The organism is Pseudomonas solani (genome assembly GCF_026072635.1).
In the GTDB taxonomy this organism is placed as follows: domain Bacteria; phylum Pseudomonadota; class Gammaproteobacteria; order Pseudomonadales; family Pseudomonadaceae; genus Metapseudomonas; species Metapseudomonas solani.
Map to the genome: position 1 here is coordinate 2,403,129 of NZ_AP023081.1, position 17,119 is coordinate 2,420,247.

Sequence of the window (17,119 nt, forward strand, 5' to 3'; positions counted from 1 at the left end):
GGACAAAAGGGCGAACATTATTGCAAGTAATTCTTGTTTATAAAAGTGACAATGTAACTTTATTACCTTTGTTCGGCCGGGCGGCAGGGGTTTGGCGATTGGTCCGCCGGCCCCTATGCTCTGCACTTTTCCCTGGAGTACGCCCCCTATGTCCGCTTCTCCCTCCTTGCTGATCGCCGGTTGCGGCGATGTTGGCAGCCGTCTCGCCCTGCGGATGCTCGAGGCTGGCTGGCCGGTCCATGGGCTGCGACGAAATGCCTCGGCGCTGCCTGCAGGCGTGCTGCCGGTGGCCGGTGACCTGGAGGTGCCCGAGCGCCCGGCCGCCTGGCCCGAGGGCCAGCTGGATTACCTGGTGTACTGCGCCGCTGCCACCCAGCACGATGAGGCCGGCTACCGCTCCGCCTACGTCGAGGGCCTGCGCCATGTGCTGGCCTGGCTGGAGCAGTCCGGCCAGCGTCCGCGCCGCCTGTTCTTCGTATCCAGCAGCGGCGTGTACGCGCAGAAGGATGGTGAGTGGATCGACGAGACCTCGCCGGCCGAGGCCGAGGGGTATTCCGGGCGCATCATGCTGGATGCCGAGCGCCTGGCCCGCGAGAGCGGCATTCCGGCGACCGTGGTTCGCCTGACCGGCATCTACGGCCCCGGCCGCGAGTGGCTGCTGAAGCAGGTGCGCATGGGCTACCGCGTGGTCAGCGAGCCGCCGCTGTTCGCCAACCGCATTCATGCCGAGGACGCCGCCGGCCTGCTGGCCTTTCTGCTCCAGGCCGATGCCCGTGGCGTCGAACTGGCCGAGGACTACCTGGGCGTCGACGACGCACCGGCACCGCTGCACGAAGTGGTGGGCTGGCTGCGCGAGACCCTGGGCGTCACCGAGTGGGCGGAGGAATCCACCGTGCGCCGCTCCGGCAGCAAGCGTTGCAGCAATGCCCGCGCCCGCGCCCTCGGCTGGGAGCCGCTCTACCCCAGCTACCGCGAAGGCTATGCCGCCGTGCTGAAAGGCGCCTGAGGCTGGACGCCAACCGCATGCTCGCCCGCCCCTGGCTGCCAGGGGTGGAGCTGTTCCATGCGGATTTTTCCGGGCAGCCTTTCGGCCGCCACAGCCATGATGCCTTCGCCATCGGCGCCATTCTCGAGGGTGTTGGAGGCTATCAGTGCCGGGGCGCCCGCCATGCATTGGCCGCCGGCACGCTGTCGCTGATGAACCCCGAGGAACCCCACACCGGGCACGCCATCAGCGAGCGCCTGGTCTACCGCATGCTCTACATCGAAGAGTCCCGGCTGCCGGCGTTGCTGGGGCGCAAGCGCCTGCCCACCGGTTTCACCACGCTCAATCCAGGGGACGATGGTGCCGTGGCAGCAGGGTTGGCGCGCCTGGCCGAGGAGTTCGGGCGTAATGACCCGCTGGCCCTGGAGAGCGAGCTGCTGGCGCTGCTGGAGCGGGTCTTCGTGCGCCATGGCGGGCTGCGTGCGGCAGCGCCGGCAAGCCGGGATGGCGGCATGACCGCCTTCCTGCGGGACTATCTGGAGGCCCACCATGCCGAGGCGGTGAGCCTGGAGCAGCTGGCGGCCCTGGTGCAGCGCCACCCGCGCCACCTGATCGAGGCCTTCCGCCGCGCCTATGGCGTGCCGCCCCATACCTACCTGCTGCAACGCCGGGTGCGCGAAGCCAAGCGCCTGCTGCTAGGTGACCAGTCACCGCTGGAGGTGGCGCTCGGCCTCGGTTTTTACGACCAGGCGCATTTCTCCGGCACCTTCAAGCGTTTCACCGGCGTGACGCCGGGGCAGTTCCGTCGCGCCGCGCGCACCTGAGTTTTCTCCAAGACCGGGCCGCCACCGGGCCACGACACTGGCGCCTCGTTCCCTGGAGGCCCCGTCGATGTTCGCCCTGTTCCTGCTGGTTGCCGGCACCCATTTCGCCGCGTTGCTTTCCCCGGGCCCGGATTTCTTCCTGCTGCTGCGTGCGGCGCTGACCCGTGGCCTCCGCCATGCCGATGGCTGTGCGGCGGGCATCGCCCTGGCCAATCTGGCGAGCATGCTGCTGGTGCTGCTGGCGTTGAGCTTTCTACCGGCCGATGGCAGCTGGCTGTGGCGAGCCCTGCAGTTGCTGGGCGGCGCCTATTTTCTCTGGCTCGGCGGGCAGGCCCTGATGGCGCACCGGCGCCTGCAATTGCCGGAAGGCGGCGAGGCCGGGCACGAGGGTTGCTGGCGGCAGGGGCTGCTGGAGGGGCTGGCGGCGAGCAGCCTGAATCCCAAGCTGCCGATCTTCTATGCAGGGCTGTTCGGCGTGTTGCGTAATTCGGCCATGCCCGCGTGGGGGCTGGGGCTGTCCATGTTGTGGATGACCCTGGTGGTGCTGGGCTGGGACATGGGGTTGGTGCGCCTGCTGGGGCACTCGCGCTGGCGGCTGTGGCTGCAACGCCGGGTGGCGCTGCTGGACAGGGGCTGCGGGGCCTTGCTGGCGGCGCTGGGCGCCTGGCTGGTGGGCAGCGCCTTCTGAGTCGGCTGGTTACTGGCGTTCCAGCAACCAGGCGCGCTTGCCGGGGGCGTACTCGGGCATCTCGTCGATCTGTGCGCGGTTGCCGGCTTCGAGGATCTCCAGGCGATTGCCGTCGTGGACGAAGATCCACGGGCTGCCCTGGGCGCCCAGTTGCAGCCAGATGCTGTCGTTTTCGCCACTCATGGCCGCACAATCACCGGCTAGACACAGGGCGAAGCGGTCGGCGCCGGGCAGGCCTTCGAGGCTGCCGTCGGGGTGGAACAGCACCAGGCCACCCTGGCCCATGCCTTCGAGAATCTTCCAGGTTCCACCGAGGTAGGCCTCGTAGAGGGCGTACTCGAAGCTGCTGCCTTCGGGGGCATCGGCTGCGGCGGGCTTGGCCGGGTGGACGAAGCGCTGCTCGGGCAGGTTCTCGCTGGATTTCTGCACCAGCTCCTTGCCGTCGAGGCCGAGTTGTTCGTGGAATTCATCGCCATAGAAGTCGACGCGCCAGTTCGCCTTGCCCTGGCTGACCAGGCGGCCTTCGCCCAGCTCGAAACCGTTGCTGTAGTTGGCGGTGCCGGCCTTGGCGTCGATCTGCCATTCCAGGTTGGGGCCGTAGGCGAGAAGGGATTCGCGCAGCTTGCCTTCCTTCGCCGCTTCATCGATGGCGGCCTGGTTGATCCAGATGCCGCTGGGATCGGTGGGGGCGCTGGAGCAGCCGGCGAGTACGGCTGCGGCGATCAGCAGGGCGAGGGTCGAGCGCATGACGGGTTCCTTCATGAAACGGTGGAGCGGCGGGGCCGGAGCCCCGCACGGGTGATCGTTATTCGATCACCAGGATGGCGTCCATTTCCACCTGCGAGCCGCGCGGCAGGGCGGCTACACCGATGGCGGCACGGGCGGGATAGGGTTGTTCGAAATAGCGGCCCATCACTTCGTTGACCTTGGCGAAGTGCGACAGGTCGGTGAGGAAGATGTTGAGCTTGACGATGTCCTTGAAGGAGCCGCCTGCGGCTTCGGCCACGGCCTTCAGGTTCTCGAAGACCTGGACGGTCTGGGCTTCGAAGCCTTCCACCAGTTCCATGGTCTTGGGGTCGAGGGGGATCTGCCCGGACATGTAGACGGTGTTGCCGGCCTTGATCGCCTGGGAGTAGGTGCCGATGGCGGCAGGGGCCTTGTCGCTGTTGATCACGGTCTTGCTCATGCGGAACTCCTTGGTCCTGAGGGTTCTGCTACGCGCGCACCCGGGTGATGCGGATCACCCCCTTCAGCGCACGCAGCTTCTTGATCACGCGGGCCAGGTGCACGCGGTCGTGCACGCTGACCACCAGCTGGACGACGCTGATGCGGCCGTCGCGCTCGTCCATGCTGATCTTCTCGATGTTGCCGTCGGCGGCGTTGACGCTGCTGGCCAGCAGGGCGATCAGGCCGCGCTGGTGTTCCAGCTCGACGCGCAGCTCGACGTTGAATTCGCCTGCGACGTCCTTGGCCCAGGAGAGCTGGATGCACTTCTCCGGGTTATGGCGTATGTCGCCAATGTTCTTGCAGCTTTCCAGGTGCACGACCATGCCCTTGCCGGCGGACAGGTGGCCGACGATGGGGTCGCCGGGGATTGGCGTGCAGCACTTGGCGTAGCTGAGCACCAGGCCCTCGGTGCCGCGGATGGCCAGCGGGCCTTCGGCGCTGGGCAGCTGCTCGCCTTCGCTGGCCAGCATGCGCCGGGCGACCACATAGGCCATGCGGTTGCCCAGGCCGATGTCTTCCAGCAGGTCCTCGATGACGTCGAGGCGGTACTCGGCGAGCACGGCCTGCACCCGTTCCGGAGCGATGCGGTCGAGACCGCTCTCGAAGCCGGCCAGCACCTTGTTCAGCAGGCGCTCGCCGAGGCTGATGGACTCGGAGCGACGCTGCAGCTTGAGGGCGTGGCGGATGTGGGTGCGGGCCTTGCCGGTGACCACGAAGTTGAGCCAGGCCGGGTTCGGGCGCGCGCCGGGGGCGGTGACGATCTCCACCGTTTCGCCGCTCTGCAGCGGTTCGGACAGCGGCGCCAGGCGACGGTTGATGCGGCAGGCGATGCAGGTGTTGCCGACGTCGGTGTGAACCGCGTAGGCGAAGTCGACGGCCGTGGAGCCTTTGGGCAGCTCCATGATGCGGCCCTTGGGGGTGAAGATGTAGACCTCGTCCGGGAACAGGTCGATCTTCACGCTCTCGATGAATTCCAGGGAGTTGCCAGCACGTTGCTGCAGCTCCAGCACGCCTTTCACCCACTGGCGGGCGCGGGCGTGGGTGCCCTTGGGCTGGTCGTCCTCGGCGGACTTGTACAGCCAGTGGGCGGCGATGCCGTTGTTGGCCATCTCTTCCATCTCGCGGGTGCGGATCTGGATCTCGATGGGCACGCCGTGCATGCCGAACAGCGTGGTGTGCAACGACTGGTAGCCGTTGGCCTTGGGAATCGCGATGTAGTCCTTGAAGCGGCCGGGCAGCGGCTTGTACAGGTTGTGCACGGCGCCGAGCACGCGGTAGCAGGTATCGACCTTGTCGACGATGATGCGGAACGCGTAGACGTCCATGATCTCGTTGAAGGCTCGACGCTTGCCGCGCATCTTCTTGTAGATGCTGTAGAGGTGCTTCTCGCGGCCGATGACCTCCCCTTCCATGCCTTCGCGGGCCAGGCAGTGGGTCAGCGACTCCTCGATCTTGTTGACGATTTCCTTGCGGTTGCCACGGGCGCGCCGGACCGCGGCGCGGATGCGCTCGGAGCGCATCGGGTGCATCGCCTTGAAGCCCAGGTCCTCGAACTCGATGCGCATGCTGTGCATGCCCAGGCGGTTGGCGATGGGGGCGTAGATCTCGAGGGTTTCCTTGGCGATGCGCCGACGCTTCTCGCCGGACAGCACTTCCAGGGTGCGCATGTTGTGCAGGCGGTCGGCCAGCTTGACCAGGATCACGCGGATGTCGCGCGCCATGGCCATGGCCATCTTCTGGAAGTTCTCGGCCTGGGCCTCGGCCTTGGTCTCGAAGTTCATCTGGGTCAGCTTGCTGACCCCGTCCACCAGCTCCGCGACTGTGTCGCCGAATTGCGCGGTGAGCGCTTCCTTGGCGATGCCGGTGTCCTCGATCACGTCGTGCAGCATCGCGGCCATCAGGCTCTGATGGTCCATGTGCATGTCGGCGAGGATGTTGGCGACGGCGAGCGGGTGGGTGACGTAGGCCTCGCCGCTGCGGCGGCGCTGCCCGTCATGGGCTTGCTCGGCGTAGAAATACGCTCGGCGGACCAGGTTGACCTGGTCGTTGCCGAGGTAGGTCGAAAGGCGTTCGGCGAAGGCCTCTATGCTCGGCAAGGCGTTACTCCTTCCCGGCTGCTGCGGCCCTGCGCCGTACGACGTCGACCCGGCATGGACTTAGAGGGCCTCGTTGGCCTCGTCATCGAATGCAGCGAACAGCGGCTCGTCTTCGACGATGTCGTCCTGGGCGATCACGTCATAGTCCACCAGGCCGGCAGCGATTTCACGCAGGGCCACAACGGTGGGCTTGTCGTTTTCCCAGGCTACGCGGGGCTCTTTGCCGCCGGTAGCGAGCTGACGGGAACGCTTGGTCGCGAGCATGACCAGCTCGAAGCGGTTATCGACGTTGTCCAGGCAGTCTTCAACGGTAACGCGGGCCATGGTGTTCCTCGTAGCACTAGATTGGGATGCGGAAGCTTTTGCCCGAGTGGGCGAGCGGACTGGATAGTCTAAAAAATCACCAGCATTTATGGAAGCGCTGATTTAACAGCGCTTCCAGGCGGTCAGTCCAGCAACTGCGCCAGCAGCGTGCCGTGGGCCAGCTGTTGCTGCGGCTGCTGCAGGCGGTTGGCGCGGAAGATCGCCTTGAGGTCTTCCAGGGCCACGGTGAAGTCGTCGTTGATCACCAGATAGTCGTACTCGACGTAGTGGCTCATCTCGCTGACGGCCTCGCGCATGCGCCGGTCGATGATCTCGGCGCTGTCCTGGCCACGGTTGTCCAGGCGCTGGCGCAAGGCTTCCTGGCTCGGCGGGAGGATGAACACGGACTTGGCCTGGGGCATCAGGTGGCGCACCTGCTGGGCACCCTGCCAGTCGATCTCGAGGATCAGGTCGAAACCTTCGGCGAGGGTCTTCTGCAGCCAGCGCTGGGAGGTGCCGTAGAGGTTGCCGAAGACCTCGGCGTGCTCGAGGAAGTCACCGTGCTCGAGCATCTGCACGAACTGTTCGCGGCTGACGAAGTGGTAGTTGACGCTGTCCACCTCGCCCGGGCGCATGTCCCGGGTGGTGTGGGAGACCGAGACGCGGATCTGCGGCTCGGCGTCGATCAGGGCCTTGACCAGGCTGGTCTTGCCGGCGCCGGAGGGCGCGGAAACGATGTAGAGGGTGCCGGGAGTGACGCTCATTTGTCTGTCTCTTACTCGATGTTCTGCACTTGTTCGCGCATCTGCTCGATCAACACCTTGAGGTTGACCGCTGCTTGGGTGGAGCGCGAGTCGAAGGCCTTGGAGCCCAGGGTGTTGGCTTCGCGATTGAGTTCCTGCATCAGGAAGTCCAGGCGACGGCCCGCCGCACCGCCGGCCTTGAGTACGCGACGGACTTCGCTGACGTGGGTGCTGAGGCGATCCAGCTCCTCGGCGACGTCGCTTTTCTGTGCCAGCAGCACCAGTTCCTGCTCCAGGCGTTGCGGGTCCAGCTCGGCCTTCATCTCGCCGAAGCGGTCGAGGATCTTCTGGCGCTGGGTGGTGAGCATCTGCGGCACCAGCTTGCGCAGGGCTTCGACCTCTTCGAGGATGCCGTCGAGCCGCTCATTGAGCAGGCGAGCCAGGTCGGCACCTTCACGGGCGCGGCCGTTGCGCAGTTCGTCGAGGGCCTTGGCGAAGATCTCCAGGGCGGCGGCATTCAGTGCTTGCGGGTCGGCCGCATCGGCCACCAGCACGCCGGGCCAGGCGAGGATTTCCAGGGGGTTGAGCGGTGCCGGCTGCTTGACCAGTGCGGCGACGGCTTCGGCGGCTTCGACCAGCTGGGCGGCGCGTTCGCGATCGACCTGCAGGGATTTGCCGGCGTTCTCTTCGGCGAAGCGCAGGGTGCACTCCACCTTGCCGCGGGAGAGGCCCTGGCGCAGGGCTTCGCGCACCGCGCCTTCGAGGTCGCGGAAGGACTCGGGCAGGCGCAGGTGGGGCTCGAGGTAGCGGTGGTTGACCGAGCGCAGTTCCCAGCTCAGGGTGCCGTGGGTGCCGGCCTGCTCGACGCGGGCAAAGGCGGTCATGCTGTGCACCATGGGGTTTCCTCTCGGTGATGGCAGGTTCGAAGAGGGCGATTGTAGCCCAGAGCGGCGGCCCTCCCAACGCGGCGATGTCCCAGTGGCCGGCAGCCCTCTATAATGCCCGGCAGTTTTCCCCCCTGACAGGTATACCCAGATGAAACGTCCCAGTGGCCGAGTGGCTGACCAGCTGCGTTCGATCCGCATCACCCGCAACTACACCAAGCATGCCGAAGGCTCGGTGCTGGTCGAATTCGGGGATACCAAGGTGATCTGCACCGCCAGCGTCGAATCCGGTGTCCCGCGTTTCCTCAAGGGCCAGGGCCAGGGTTGGTTGACCGCCGAGTACGGCATGCTGCCGCGCGCCACCGGCGAGCGTAACCAGCGCGAGGCCAGTCGTGGCAAGCAGGGTGGTCGCACTCTGGAGATCCAGCGCCTGATCGGCCGTTCGCTGCGCGCTGCGCTGGACATGAGCAAGCTGGGCGAGAACACCATCTACCTGGATTGCGATGTGATCCAGGCCGACGGTGGCACCCGCACTGCCTCCATCACGGGTGCCATGGTGGCCCTGATGGATGCGCTGAAGGTCCTGAAGAAGCGTGGCGCGCTGAAGGGCGAGCCGCTGAAGCAGATGGTTGCCGCCGTGTCCGTTGGCATCTACCAGGGCGAGCCGGTCCTGGACCTCGACTACCTGGAAGACTCCGCGGCCGAGACCGACCTGAACGTGGTCATGACCGACGCCGGCGGTTTCATCGAGGTACAGGGCACCGCCGAAGGCGCGCCCTTCCAGCCGGAAGAGCTGAACGCCATGCTGGCCCTGGCCAAGAAAGGCGTCACCGAGCTGTTCGAGCTGCAGCGCGCCGCGCTGGTCGACTGATCACCCACCCGAGGAAACTCGCATGAATGAGCCAACCCAAGTTCCACAGCCCAACCAGGAAGTTAGGCAATGGGCGATGTTCTGCCATTTCGCCGCTTTCCTCGGTGTGGTGCTGCCCTTCGGCAACCTGCTGGGCCCGCTGATCCTCTGGCAGGTGAAGAAGGACGTCGATCCCTTCATCGACCAGCAGGGCAAGGAAGCGCTGAACTTCCAGATCACCGTCACCCTCGCCGGCCTGGTGTGCATGCTGCTGATGCTGGTGCTGATCGGTTTCGTGCTGCTGCCCCTGGTGGGTCTGGTAGCGCTGGTGCTGACCATCATCGGTGGCATCAAGGCCAACGAAGGCCAGGCCTATCGCTATCCCTTCACCTGGCGTCCGGTGAAGTAGGAACACGAGAAACGAAAAAGCCGGCATCAGCCGGCTTTTTTACGGGTGCGACGTCTCAGATGCTCAGCAGCCAGTCGTAGTCGACGATCAGCGGCGCGTGCTGGGAGAAGCGCGGCTGGCGCGGCAGGCGAGCGCTGCGCACGGAGCGACGCATGCCCGGCGTGAGGATGTGGTAGTCGAAACGCCAGCCGAGGTTGAGCATGTCGGCCTGTTCACTGTCGGGCCACCAGCTGTACTGGTCGCCTTCGCGGCTGACTTCGCGCAGCGCGTCCACGTAACCCATGGTGCCGAACACTTCGTCCATCCAGGCGCGCTCGGGCGCGAGGAAGCCGGGCAGCTGCTGGCAGTCGCGCCAGTTCTTCACGTCCAGCTTCTGATGGGCGAGGTAAAGCGAACCACAATAGATGTACTCGCGGCGCTTGCGGCGCTGCTTGTTCAGATAATGGGTGAAGTCGTCCATGAACTTGAACTTGTGGTTCAGGTTCTCATCGCCGCCCTGGCCCGAAGGCAGCAGCAGGGTAGCGATACTCACTTTGTCGAAATCCGCCTGCAGGTAGCGCCCATAACGATCACAGGTCTCGAAACCGAGACCCCAGATCACTGCCTTGGGTTGCAAACGCGAATAAAGCGCCACGCCGCCTTGGCTTGGCACTTCAGCATCGCTGGCATAGAGGAAATAGCCGTCCAGTTGGAAGGCTGGGTCGTCCAGATCAAAGGCAGAGGCACGGGTGTCTTGCAGGCAGATCACGTCGGCATTCTGTGCTTGCAACCAACTGAGGAGTCCTCGTTCGGCTGCGGCATGAATACCATTCACGTTCACACTGATGATCCGCATAAATGGCCCCCAAAAACTCGTGCGTGTATGATACCCGAGCTCTTTCTATTTAGCTAAATCCGTGCCGTCCGGGGCTTTTACATGCAGGCGTATCAACGCGATTTCATTCGCTTCGCCATCGAACGCGGTGTGCTGCGTTTCGGTGAGTTCACTCTCAAATCCGGGCGTACCAGCCCTTATTTCTTCAATGCCGGCCTGTTCAACAGCGGGCTCGCGCTGTCCCAGTTGGGCCGCTTCTATGCGGCGGCAGTGGTCGACAGCGGCATTCCCTTCGATGTGCTCTTCGGACCCGCCTACAAGGGCATCCCGCTGGCTGCGGCCACGGCCGTGGCGCTGGCCGAACATCACGCGATCGATATCCCCTGGTGCTTCAACCGCAAGGAAGCCAAGGACCATGGCGAGGGCGGCACCCTGGTGGGCGCGCCGCTGGCCGGCCGTGTGCTGATCATTGACGACGTGATCACCGCCGGTACCGCCATCCGCGAAGTCATGCAGATCATCCAGGGCCAGCAGGCCCAGGCCGCCGGCGTGCTCATCGCGCTGAACCGCCAGGAGCGCGGCAAGGGCGAGCTGTCGGCGATCCAGGAAGTCGAGCGTGACTTCGGCATGCCGGTGGTGAGCATCGTTTCCCTGGAACAGGTGCTGGAATATCTCGCAGGTGATGCTGAACTGAAGAAGTATCTGCCGGCAGTGGAAAGCTACCGCGCGAACTACGGAATCTGATTCGCCAACAACGACAGGGTGTCTTCATGCCGAAATCGGGTGCAGTCCGTTTTGCCTTGCTCATGGGTGTGCTGATGCCTGCTCTGGCGCAAGCCGAGCTCTATCGCTACACCAATGACAAGGGCGTGATTGTGCTCGATCGCCTTGGCGTGCCCTCGCAGTACATCGACAAGGGCTACGAAGTCCTCAACGACCAGGGCCGTGTGACCAAGACGGTACCGCCGGCGCCCACCCTGGAAGAGCGCAAGCGCATGCAGGAGGAGAAGGCCCGTGCCGGCTCCGACGCCCAGTTGCTGCGCCTGTACACCAGCGTCGAAGACGTCGACCGTGCCCTGCAGCGCAAGCTGGCGGAGCTCGACGGGGTGATCAGCGTCGCCCGTGGCAACCAGCAGTCCCTGCGCACCCAGCAGGCCAACCTGCAGGCCCAGGCCGCCGACAACGAGCGTGCCGGCCGCCAGGTTCCCGACCAGCTGGTGGCGCAGATCAGCGACCTGCGTGCCGAGCAGCAGCGCCTGGAGCAGGACATCGCCCGCTACCAGCAGGATCGCAAGAACGCCCAGGCCGGCTTCGCCGCCGACCGCGCCCGCCTGGCCCAGCTGCTGCAGCGCTGAGCCTCATTCCCCGGCGGCGTGCCGCTCGAATGCCCTGACCTTCTCCCGCAGCCAGTCCGGCAGCCGCTTGCTGCTGCGGCTCGCGCCATCCGCGTGGACGTAAACGATCTCGCCTGCCGTCAGCGCCGCTTCGCCGTGCCAGATGCCGATATTGAAGGTGAGGCTCGAGCCACCCAGCCGCCCTACCCTTACGCCGATGGACAGCTCGTCGTCGAAGCGCGCCGGGGCCAGGTATTCCAGCAGCGTGCGCACGGCGAAGAAGTCGCCACCGTCCTGCGCCAGGTCCTCCGGGTAGCGCACGCCCAGGGCGCGGAAGTACTCGGTGATGCCGACGTCGGCGTAGGTCAGGTAGTGGCCGTTGAAGACGATGCCTTGCGGGTCCACTTCGGCCCAGCGCACGCGCAGCGGCATGAAGAAGGTGAAGTCGTTCAGGGAGGGGGTTGCTGCCATCTCGTGCTCCTTGCAGTGAGCGGTCAGCTTCTGCGCAAGGAGGCGGGCCGGCAAGAGCGGTATGGCTGGATCGCGGATGTGAATAAGCCGGATCGCTCCGGCTTATTCGGGTACCGCCTGGGCCTGTTGAAGACTCAGTGACGCTTGCGGTTGCTGATCAGGGTGCCGACGCCGCTGTCGGTGAAGATCTCCAGCAGCACCGCGTTGGGCACGCGGCCATCGATGATGTGCGCGCTGGTCACGCCACCCTGCACCGCTTCGAGGGCGCAGCGGATCTTCGGCAGCATGCCGCCGTAGATGGTGCCGTCGGCGATCAGCTCGTTGACCTGCTCGGTGGAGAGCCCGGTGAGCACCTGGCCCTGCTTGTCCATCAGGCCGGCGATGTTGGTCAGCAGCATCAGCTTCTCGGCTTTCAGCGCTTCCGCCACCTTGCCGGCCACCAGGTCGGCGTTGATGTTGTAGGACTCGCCTTCCGGGCCAACGCCGATGGGGGCGATGACCGGGATGAAGTTGCCCTTCACCAGCATGTTCAGCAGCTCGATATTGACCCCGGTGACCTCGCCCACGTGGCCGATGTCGATGATTTCCGGCTGGGTCATCTCCGGCGTCTTGCGGCTGACGGTGAGCTTCTTGGCGCGGATCAGCTCCGCGTCCTTGCCGGTCAGGCCGATGGCGCTGCCGCCATGGCGGTTGATCAGGTTGACGATGTCCTTGTTCACCTGGCCGCCGAGGACCATTTCCACGACGTCCATGGTCTGCGCGTCGGTGACGCGCATGCCGTCGATGAAGTGGCTCTCGATGGACAGGCGCTTGAGCAGATCGCCGATCTGCGGCCCGCCGCCGTGCACGACCACCGGGTTGATGCCCACGGCCTTCATCAGGACCATGTCGCGGGCGAAGCCGGCTTTCAGCTCGTCGCTTTCCATGGCGTTGCCGCCGTATTTCACGACCAGGGTCTTGCCGACGAAGCGGCGAATGTACGGCAACGCTTCGGACAGGACCTGGGCGACTTGGGATGCGGCGTCACGGCTGAGGGTCATGCAGGGCTCCGGTGGATCAGAACGGCAGGTTGATATCGGGGGCTACGGTGTAGAGCTGGGCGCGGAACACTTCCTTGATGCGCTCGAGCTCCTCCTCGGTGTCCGCTTCGAAGCGCAGTACCAGCACCGGCGTGGTGTTGGAGGCGCGCACCAGGCCCCAGCCCTTGGGATAGTCGACGCGCACGCCGTCCAGGGTGGTGAGGTTGGCGTCGCCCCAGGTGCCGTCGCGCTGCAGGCGCTCGATCAGGCGGAACTTGCTCTCGTCGGTAACGGTGATGTTGATCTCCGGCGTCGAGATGTCGCTGGGGAAGGCGGAGAACACGTGCTCGGCGTCGCGCTTGTCCTGGCTGAGGATCTCCAGCAGGCGGGCGGCACTGTAGATACCGTCGTCGAAGCCGAACCAGCGCTCCTTGAAGAAGATGTGGCCGCTCATCTCGCCAGCCAGCAGTGCGCCGGTTTCCTTCATTTTCTTCTTGATCAGCGAATGGCCGGTCTTCCACATCACCGGGCGGCCGCCGTAGCCACTGATCAGGGCGGTCAGGCGACGGGTGCATTTGACGTCGAAGATGATGTCGGCGCCCGGGTTGCGCGAAACCACGTCCTTGGCGAAGAGCATCAGCAGGCGGTCGGGGTAGATGATGGTGCCCTGGTTGGTCACCACGCCGACGCGGTCGCCGTCGCCGTCGAAGGCCAGGCCCAGGTCGGCTTTCTCTTCCTTCACCTTGGCGATCAGGTCGACCAGGTTCTCGGGCTTGCCCGGGTCCGGGTGGTGGTTGGGGAAGGTGCCGTCCACGTCGCAGTAGAGCGGGATGACGGTGCAGCCCAGGGCTTCGATCAGTTGCGGGGCGATCACGCCGGCCACGCCGTTGCCGCAGTCCACCACCACCTTCATGGGCTTGGCCATGGCGATGTCGTCGCGAATCTGCTTGAAGTAGCGGTCGAGGATCTCGACCTGTTCGACACTGCCGACGCCGCTGGCCAGGTCGTTGTTCTTGATGCGGGTGTGCAGCGCGGTGATCTGCTCGTTGGCCAGGGTCTCGCCGGCGACGACGATCTTGAAGCCGTTGTAGTCCGGCGGGTTGTGGCTGCCGGTGAGCATCACGCCGGATTTGCCGGCCAGCACGTTGGCGGCGTAGTAGAGCACCGGGGTCGGCACCATGCCGACGTCGGTGACCTGGCAGCCGCAGTCCAGCAGGCCTTGGATCAGTGCCTGGACCAGTTCGGGGCCGGACAGGCGACCGTCACGGCCGACCGATACGGCCGGCTCGCCGCGGGCGAGGCTTTCGGAGCCAATGGCACGGCCTACCCAGTAGGCGGTTTCGGCGGTCAGGGTGTCGCCGACCACGCCACGGATGTCGTAGGCGCGGAAGATGCTAGCGGGCAGGTTGGGTGCGGCTTGCGGGGTGCTCATGACGGGGGCTTGCTCCAATCCCAGGAGGTCCTGGTCTTCGTCGAGGATGTCGATATCGAGGATGTCGGTATCTTGGAAAAGCGGATCGGCCAACACGGGTGGCTCGATCATCTTGGCCGGGGCGGGGGTAACCGCCGGGCCGGGTTGCCGATCGCCGTTAGCGCTGCCCGCCGCCGGCTCCGGCTTGCGCCGTGACTGCCGGGTGAGCGACTGGGCCAGGGCGTCAAGCGCCGACAGGCGCAGACTGAAGGCTTTGACGCTTTTGCCGCTGGAGAGTTCTTGCACCAGTTGGTTGAGCTGGATCACGTCTGCATGCAGCTTGCGATTGAAGCCGCCCCGCAGCAGATACAGGCCAATCAGGGCGCCGGCCAGGGCCAGGAGCGCGGCCACTGCCAGCAGGATGGGGGACATGCCCGAATCGCTCAGTTGCGGGCCGGGAATGAACGACAGTTTCCAGTTGGGGTTGCCGGTGTTCAGGGCGATGGGTACGCCTTCGGCCTGGGCGCCACGCAGGGTCAGGGTCTGGGCCGGGGCGTTGCCGAACTGCTGGGTGAACTGCAGCTGGCCGACACCGTCGGGCAGCGGTGCGAGGGCGCCGAGCAGGCGGTCGAGGTCGACCACCAGCAGCAGGGTGCCCTGGATCGGCGAACTGTCGGTCAGGCGCAGCGGTGCGGCGCTGTAGACCAGCCAGCGCTGGCCGACCCGATAGGCTTCCGGCGCAGGTTTCTGGCCGGCTTCGACGCGGCGCAGCATGTCCAGGGCGGCGAAGTTCATCGGTGCCGCGCGCTGGCTGTTCTGCTGGGCCTGGCCGGGCAGGTTGAGGTGGGCGTCGACCACGGCGTTCCAGTAGCCGAGGCCGCGCTCGGCCGCTTGCACCTGGGCGGTGTCGGCGCTGTTGAGCGCTTCGGCCAGCGCCGGGTTGCGGGCGGCAGCGGCGGTGTCGGCGACCAGTTGCGCCAGGGCCTGGCGCAGGGCGCTGGCCTGGCTTTCACCCCAGGCCTGGCTGAGCTGGTTGCGTTGGGTCTGCTGGGCGCCGTTGATCAGTGCGGCCCAGAGCAGCACGCCGGCGGCGGCCACGCCCAGTGCCGCAGCGATGGCGCCGGGCAGCAGGTCGCCGAGGCCCTTGTCACGGGCCGGTTTGTTCTTTTCGGCAGGGCTGGCCAGGATCTCGGTGTCGGCATCCTTGGCGCTGCGCTTGAAGAGTTTCACTGAAGGTCTCCCCCGCGGATCATCCTGAAGTCGTTCCGGATCAGTGGCTGCCGGAGTGCCCGAAGCCGCCCGCGCCGCGCTGGCTCTCGTCGAACTCGTCGACCAGCTCGAAGTGCGCCTGCACGACTGGCACCAAGACTAGCTGAGCGATGCGCTCGCCGATGGCGATGGTGAAGGCGCTCTGGCCACGGTTCCAGCAGGAGACCATCAGCTCGCCCTGGTAGTCGGAGTCGATCAGGCCGACCAGGTTGCCCAGCACGATGCCGTGCTTGTGGCCCAGGCCCGAGCGCGGAAGGATCAGCGCGGCGAGGCCCGGGTCGGCGATGTAGATGGACAGGCCGGTGGGGATCAGCACGGTCTGGCCCGGTTCCAGGGTCAGGTCTTCCTTGAGCATGGCGCGCAGGTCGAGGCCGGCGGAGCCCGGCGTGGCGTACTGGGGCAGCGGGAAGTCGCGGCCGATGCGGGGGTCGAGGATCTTGGCTTGCAATGAGTGCATGGGGTCTCAGGCCTGGTTGAGGCGATCGGCGATGAAGGCGATCAGCTGGCGGGCGATCTTGCCCTTGCTGGTCTGGGCGAAGCTGTTCTGGTGCAGCGCGCGATCGATGATGGTGATCGCGTTTTCCTCGCTGTTGAAGCCGATGCTGGGGTTGGCCACATCGTTGGCGACGATCAGGTCGAGGTTCTTGTCCTTGAGCTTGCGCGAGGCGTACTCGAGCAGGTTCTCGGTCTCGGCGGCGAAGCCGACGCTGAAGGGGCGATCGGCGCGCCCGGCGAGGGTCGCGAGGATATCCGGGTTGCGCACCAGTTGCAGCAGCAGGCCTTCGCCGCTGGTGGGGTCCTTCTTCATTTTGTGCGCCGCCACCACTTCCGGGCGGTAGTCGGCCACGGCGGCCGCGGCGATCAGCAGGTCGCAGGGCATCGCCGCTTCGCAGGCCGCGAGCATGTCGCGGGCACTGACCACATCGATGCGGTTGACCCGGTCCGGCGTCGGCAGGTGCACGGGGCCGGTGATCAGGGTGACCTTGGCGCCCGCCTCCACCGCGGCTTCGGCGAGGGCGAAGCCCATCTTCCCGGAGCTGTGGTTGGTGATGTAGCGCACCGGGTCGATGTTTTCCTGGGTCGGGCCGGCGGTGATCAGCACGTGGCGGCCGGTCAGGGCCTTGTGCTGGAACAGGTCGGCGGCCAGCTGGGCGAGCTGGTCGGCTTCGAGCATGCGGCCGAGGCCGATGTCGCCACAGGCCTGGCTGCCGGATGCCGGCCCGAACAGGTGCAGGCCACGCTTGGCGAGGGCTTCGGCGTTGGCCTGGGTCGCCGGGTCGCGCCACATGGCCTGGTTCATCGCCGGGGCCAGGGCAACCGGTGCGTCGGTGGCCAGCACCAGGGTGGTCAGCAGGTCGTCGGCCACGCCTTGGGTCAGGCGGGCCATGAGGTCGGCGGTGGCAGGGGCGATGAGCACCAGGTCGGCCCAGCGTGCCAGCTCGATATGACCCATGGCCGCTTCGGCAGCGGTGTCGAGCAGATCGAGGTGCACCGGGTGGCCGGAAAGGGCCTGTAGGGTCAGCGGGGTGATGAATTCGCGCCCGCCATGGGTCATCACGACCCGTACTTCCGCGCCCTGGTCGCGCAGGCGGCGAACCAGCTCCGCGCTCTTGTAGGCCGCAATGCCGCCGCCCACGCCCAGTACGATGCGTTTCCGATAGAGCCGCTGCATAGGCCTGCCTTATGGATGTTTAGATTGCGCAGCGGCGACGACGCCTCCCCAGGCCAATCGCCGCGCAAAAAAGGTGGATTAAGATAGCACAGCGACCGCATGGGAACAGCGGTGCGCTCA

General features: G+C 65.9%; 19 protein-coding genes. 7 read left to right on the forward strand and 12 right to left on the reverse strand.

All coding sequences use genetic code 11. The features are described from left to right. The first annotated feature begins 148 nt into the window (after positions 1 to 148). From PSm6_RS10775 to PSm6_RS10785, 3 genes are all read left to right on the forward strand, one after another. Positions 149 to 1,006, forward strand: coding sequence for an NAD-dependent epimerase/dehydratase family protein (locus PSm6_RS10775; RefSeq protein WP_265170204.1), 858 nt, complete (start codon positions 149 to 151; stop codon positions 1,004 to 1,006). 2 nt (positions 1,007 to 1,008) lie between these two features. Further along, the gene (locus PSm6_RS10780) at positions 1,009 to 1,809 is read left to right on the forward strand and encodes a helix-turn-helix transcriptional regulator (RefSeq protein ID WP_031287550.1); all 801 of its coding nucleotides are present in this window, start codon (positions 1,009 to 1,011) and stop codon (positions 1,807 to 1,809) included. 67 nt (positions 1,810 to 1,876) lie between these two features. Continuing rightward, entirely contained in the window at positions 1,877 to 2,497 is a 621-nt protein-coding gene (locus PSm6_RS10785) for a LysE family translocator (protein ID WP_265170205.1), read from the forward strand. Positions 2,498 to 2,506: 9 nt separating this feature from the next. Here the strand turns inward: PSm6_RS10785 and PSm6_RS10790 are convergent, their stop codons facing one another. The 6 genes from PSm6_RS10790 to PSm6_RS10815 all read right to left on the reverse strand — a co-directional run bounded on the left by PSm6_RS10790 (position 2,507) and on the right by PSm6_RS10815 (position 7,762). Further along, positions 2,507 to 3,244 (reverse strand): hypothetical protein, encoded by a 738-nt coding sequence (locus tag PSm6_RS10790; protein WP_265170206.1) that lies wholly within the window; start codon positions 3,242 to 3,244, stop codon positions 2,507 to 2,509. Between the two features lie 58 nt (positions 3,245 to 3,302). Then, positions 3,303 to 3,683, reverse strand: coding sequence for a deaminase RidA (gene ridA / locus PSm6_RS10795; protein WP_021218912.1), 381 nt, complete (start codon positions 3,681 to 3,683; stop codon positions 3,303 to 3,305). A gap of 28 nt (positions 3,684 to 3,711) precedes the next feature. Beyond that, positions 3,712 to 5,820, reverse strand: coding sequence for a bifunctional GTP diphosphokinase/guanosine-3',5'-bis pyrophosphate 3'-pyrophosphohydrolase (gene spoT / locus PSm6_RS10800; RefSeq protein WP_021218913.1), 2,109 nt, complete (start codon positions 5,818 to 5,820; stop codon positions 3,712 to 3,714). Positions 5,821 to 5,880: 60 nt separating this feature from the next. Next, positions 5,881 to 6,144, reverse strand: a complete 264-nt coding sequence (gene rpoZ / locus PSm6_RS10805; protein ID WP_021218914.1) for a DNA-directed RNA polymerase subunit omega — start codon at positions 6,142 to 6,144, stop codon at positions 5,881 to 5,883. A 122-nt stretch (positions 6,145 to 6,266) separates the two neighbouring features. After that, positions 6,267 to 6,887: a guanylate kinase gene (gene gmk / locus PSm6_RS10810; protein ID WP_021218915.1), complete on the reverse strand. Its 621-nt coding sequence runs from the start codon at positions 6,885 to 6,887 to the stop codon at positions 6,267 to 6,269. 11 nt (positions 6,888 to 6,898) lie between these two features. Then, entirely contained in the window at positions 6,899 to 7,762 is an 864-nt protein-coding gene (locus tag PSm6_RS10815; RefSeq protein WP_021218916.1) for a YicC/YloC family endoribonuclease, read from the reverse strand. A 139-nt stretch (positions 7,763 to 7,901) separates the two neighbouring features. Between PSm6_RS10815 and rph the strand changes: the two genes are divergently transcribed. Together rph and PSm6_RS10825 are read left to right on the forward strand one after the other, a co-directional pair. Next, on the forward strand, positions 7,902 to 8,621 hold the full coding sequence (gene rph, locus PSm6_RS10820) for a ribonuclease PH (protein WP_021218917.1): 720 nt from the start codon (positions 7,902 to 7,904) through the stop codon (positions 8,619 to 8,621). A gap of 22 nt (positions 8,622 to 8,643) precedes the next feature. Continuing rightward, a complete protein-coding gene (locus tag PSm6_RS10825) occupies positions 8,644 to 9,009 on the forward strand; it encodes a DUF4870 domain-containing protein (RefSeq protein WP_031287525.1) in 366 nt (121 codons plus the stop codon). A 55-nt stretch (positions 9,010 to 9,064) separates the two neighbouring features. Here the strand turns inward: PSm6_RS10825 and crc are convergent, their stop codons facing one another. Further along, a complete protein-coding gene (crc, locus tag PSm6_RS10830) occupies positions 9,065 to 9,844 on the reverse strand; it encodes a catabolite repression control protein Crc (protein ID WP_031287526.1) in 780 nt (259 codons plus the stop codon). An 81-nt stretch (positions 9,845 to 9,925) separates the two neighbouring features. On the opposite strand from crc, the gene pyrE reads away from it, so the two are divergent. Together pyrE and PSm6_RS10840 are read left to right on the forward strand one after the other, a co-directional pair. Next, positions 9,926 to 10,567: an orotate phosphoribosyltransferase gene (gene pyrE, locus PSm6_RS10835; protein WP_021218920.1), complete on the forward strand. Its 642-nt coding sequence runs from the start codon at positions 9,926 to 9,928 to the stop codon at positions 10,565 to 10,567. 26 nt (positions 10,568 to 10,593) lie between these two features. After that, the gene (locus PSm6_RS10840) at positions 10,594 to 11,178 is read left to right on the forward strand and encodes a DUF4124 domain-containing protein (protein WP_265170207.1); all 585 of its coding nucleotides are present in this window, start codon (positions 10,594 to 10,596) and stop codon (positions 11,176 to 11,178) included. Between the two features lie 3 nt (positions 11,179 to 11,181). Here the strand turns inward: PSm6_RS10840 and PSm6_RS10845 are convergent, their stop codons facing one another. From PSm6_RS10845 to coaBC, 5 genes are all read right to left on the reverse strand, one after another. Then, complete coding sequence (locus PSm6_RS10845; protein ID WP_265170208.1) at positions 11,182 to 11,628, reverse strand: acyl-CoA thioesterase; 447 nt, start codon at positions 11,626 to 11,628, stop codon at positions 11,182 to 11,184. 134 nt (positions 11,629 to 11,762) lie between these two features. Next, entirely contained in the window at positions 11,763 to 12,668 is a 906-nt protein-coding gene (gene argB, locus PSm6_RS10850; protein WP_021218923.1) for an acetylglutamate kinase, read from the reverse strand. 16 nt (positions 12,669 to 12,684) lie between these two features. After that, positions 12,685 to 15,288 carry a phosphomannomutase/phosphoglucomutase gene (locus tag PSm6_RS30465; protein ID WP_043240982.1) on the reverse strand — a complete coding sequence of 868 codons (2,604 nt, stop codon included), beginning with the start codon at positions 15,286 to 15,288 and terminating at the stop codon, positions 12,685 to 12,687. 40 nt (positions 15,289 to 15,328) lie between these two features. After that, positions 15,329 to 15,784, reverse strand: a complete 456-nt coding sequence (dut, locus tag PSm6_RS10860) for a dUTP diphosphatase (protein ID WP_021218925.1) — start codon at positions 15,782 to 15,784, stop codon at positions 15,329 to 15,331. A 6-nt stretch (positions 15,785 to 15,790) separates the two neighbouring features. Then, positions 15,791 to 16,999: a bifunctional phosphopantothenoylcysteine decarboxylase/phosphopantothenate--cysteine ligase CoaBC gene (coaBC, locus tag PSm6_RS10865; protein ID WP_043240985.1), complete on the reverse strand. Its 1,209-nt coding sequence runs from the start codon at positions 16,997 to 16,999 to the stop codon at positions 15,791 to 15,793. Positions 17,000 to 17,119 lie beyond the last annotated feature (120 nt).

What these genes read in the sequence shown, in the direction of transcription:
- PSm6_RS10845 (WP_265170208.1), bottom strand. Translation starts at nt 11,628, where the DNA reads ATGGCAGCAACCCCCTCCCTGAACGACTTCACCTTCTTCATGCCGCTG.
- argB (WP_021218923.1), bottom strand. Translation starts at nt 12,668, where the DNA reads ATGACCCTCAGCCGTGACGCCGCATCCCAAGTCGCCCAGGTCCTGTCC.
- PSm6_RS10785 (WP_265170205.1), top strand. Translation starts at nt 1,877, where the DNA reads ATGTTCGCCCTGTTCCTGCTGGTTGCCGGCACCCATTTCGCCGCGTTG.
- gmk (WP_021218915.1), bottom strand. Translation starts at nt 6,887, where the DNA reads ATGAGCGTCACTCCCGGCACCCTCTACATCGTTTCCGCGCCCTCCGGC.
- PSm6_RS10825 (WP_031287525.1), top strand. Translation starts at nt 8,644, where the DNA reads ATGAATGAGCCAACCCAAGTTCCACAGCCCAACCAGGAAGTTAGGCAA.
- PSm6_RS10840 (WP_265170207.1), top strand. Translation starts at nt 10,594, where the DNA reads ATGCCGAAATCGGGTGCAGTCCGTTTTGCCTTGCTCATGGGTGTGCTG.
- PSm6_RS10775 (WP_265170204.1), top strand. Translation starts at nt 149, where the DNA reads ATGTCCGCTTCTCCCTCCTTGCTGATCGCCGGTTGCGGCGATGTTGGC.
- rpoZ (WP_021218914.1), bottom strand. Translation starts at nt 6,144, where the DNA reads ATGGCCCGCGTTACCGTTGAAGACTGCCTGGACAACGTCGATAACCGC.
- ridA (WP_021218912.1), bottom strand. Translation starts at nt 3,683, where the DNA reads ATGAGCAAGACCGTGATCAACAGCGACAAGGCCCCTGCCGCCATCGGC.
- coaBC (WP_043240985.1), bottom strand. Translation starts at nt 16,999, where the DNA reads ATGCAGCGGCTCTATCGGAAACGCATCGTACTGGGCGTGGGCGGCGGC.
- dut (WP_021218925.1), bottom strand. Translation starts at nt 15,784, where the DNA reads ATGCACTCATTGCAAGCCAAGATCCTCGACCCCCGCATCGGCCGCGAC.
- PSm6_RS10790 (WP_265170206.1), bottom strand. Translation starts at nt 3,244, where the DNA reads ATGCGCTCGACCCTCGCCCTGCTGATCGCCGCAGCCGTACTCGCCGGC.
- rph (WP_021218917.1), top strand. Translation starts at nt 7,902, where the DNA reads ATGAAACGTCCCAGTGGCCGAGTGGCTGACCAGCTGCGTTCGATCCGC.
- pyrE (WP_021218920.1), top strand. Translation starts at nt 9,926, where the DNA reads ATGCAGGCGTATCAACGCGATTTCATTCGCTTCGCCATCGAACGCGGT.
- PSm6_RS10815 (WP_021218916.1), bottom strand. Translation starts at nt 7,762, where the DNA reads ATGGTGCACAGCATGACCGCCTTTGCCCGCGTCGAGCAGGCCGGCACC.
- crc (WP_031287526.1), bottom strand. Translation starts at nt 9,844, where the DNA reads ATGCGGATCATCAGTGTGAACGTGAATGGTATTCATGCCGCAGCCGAA.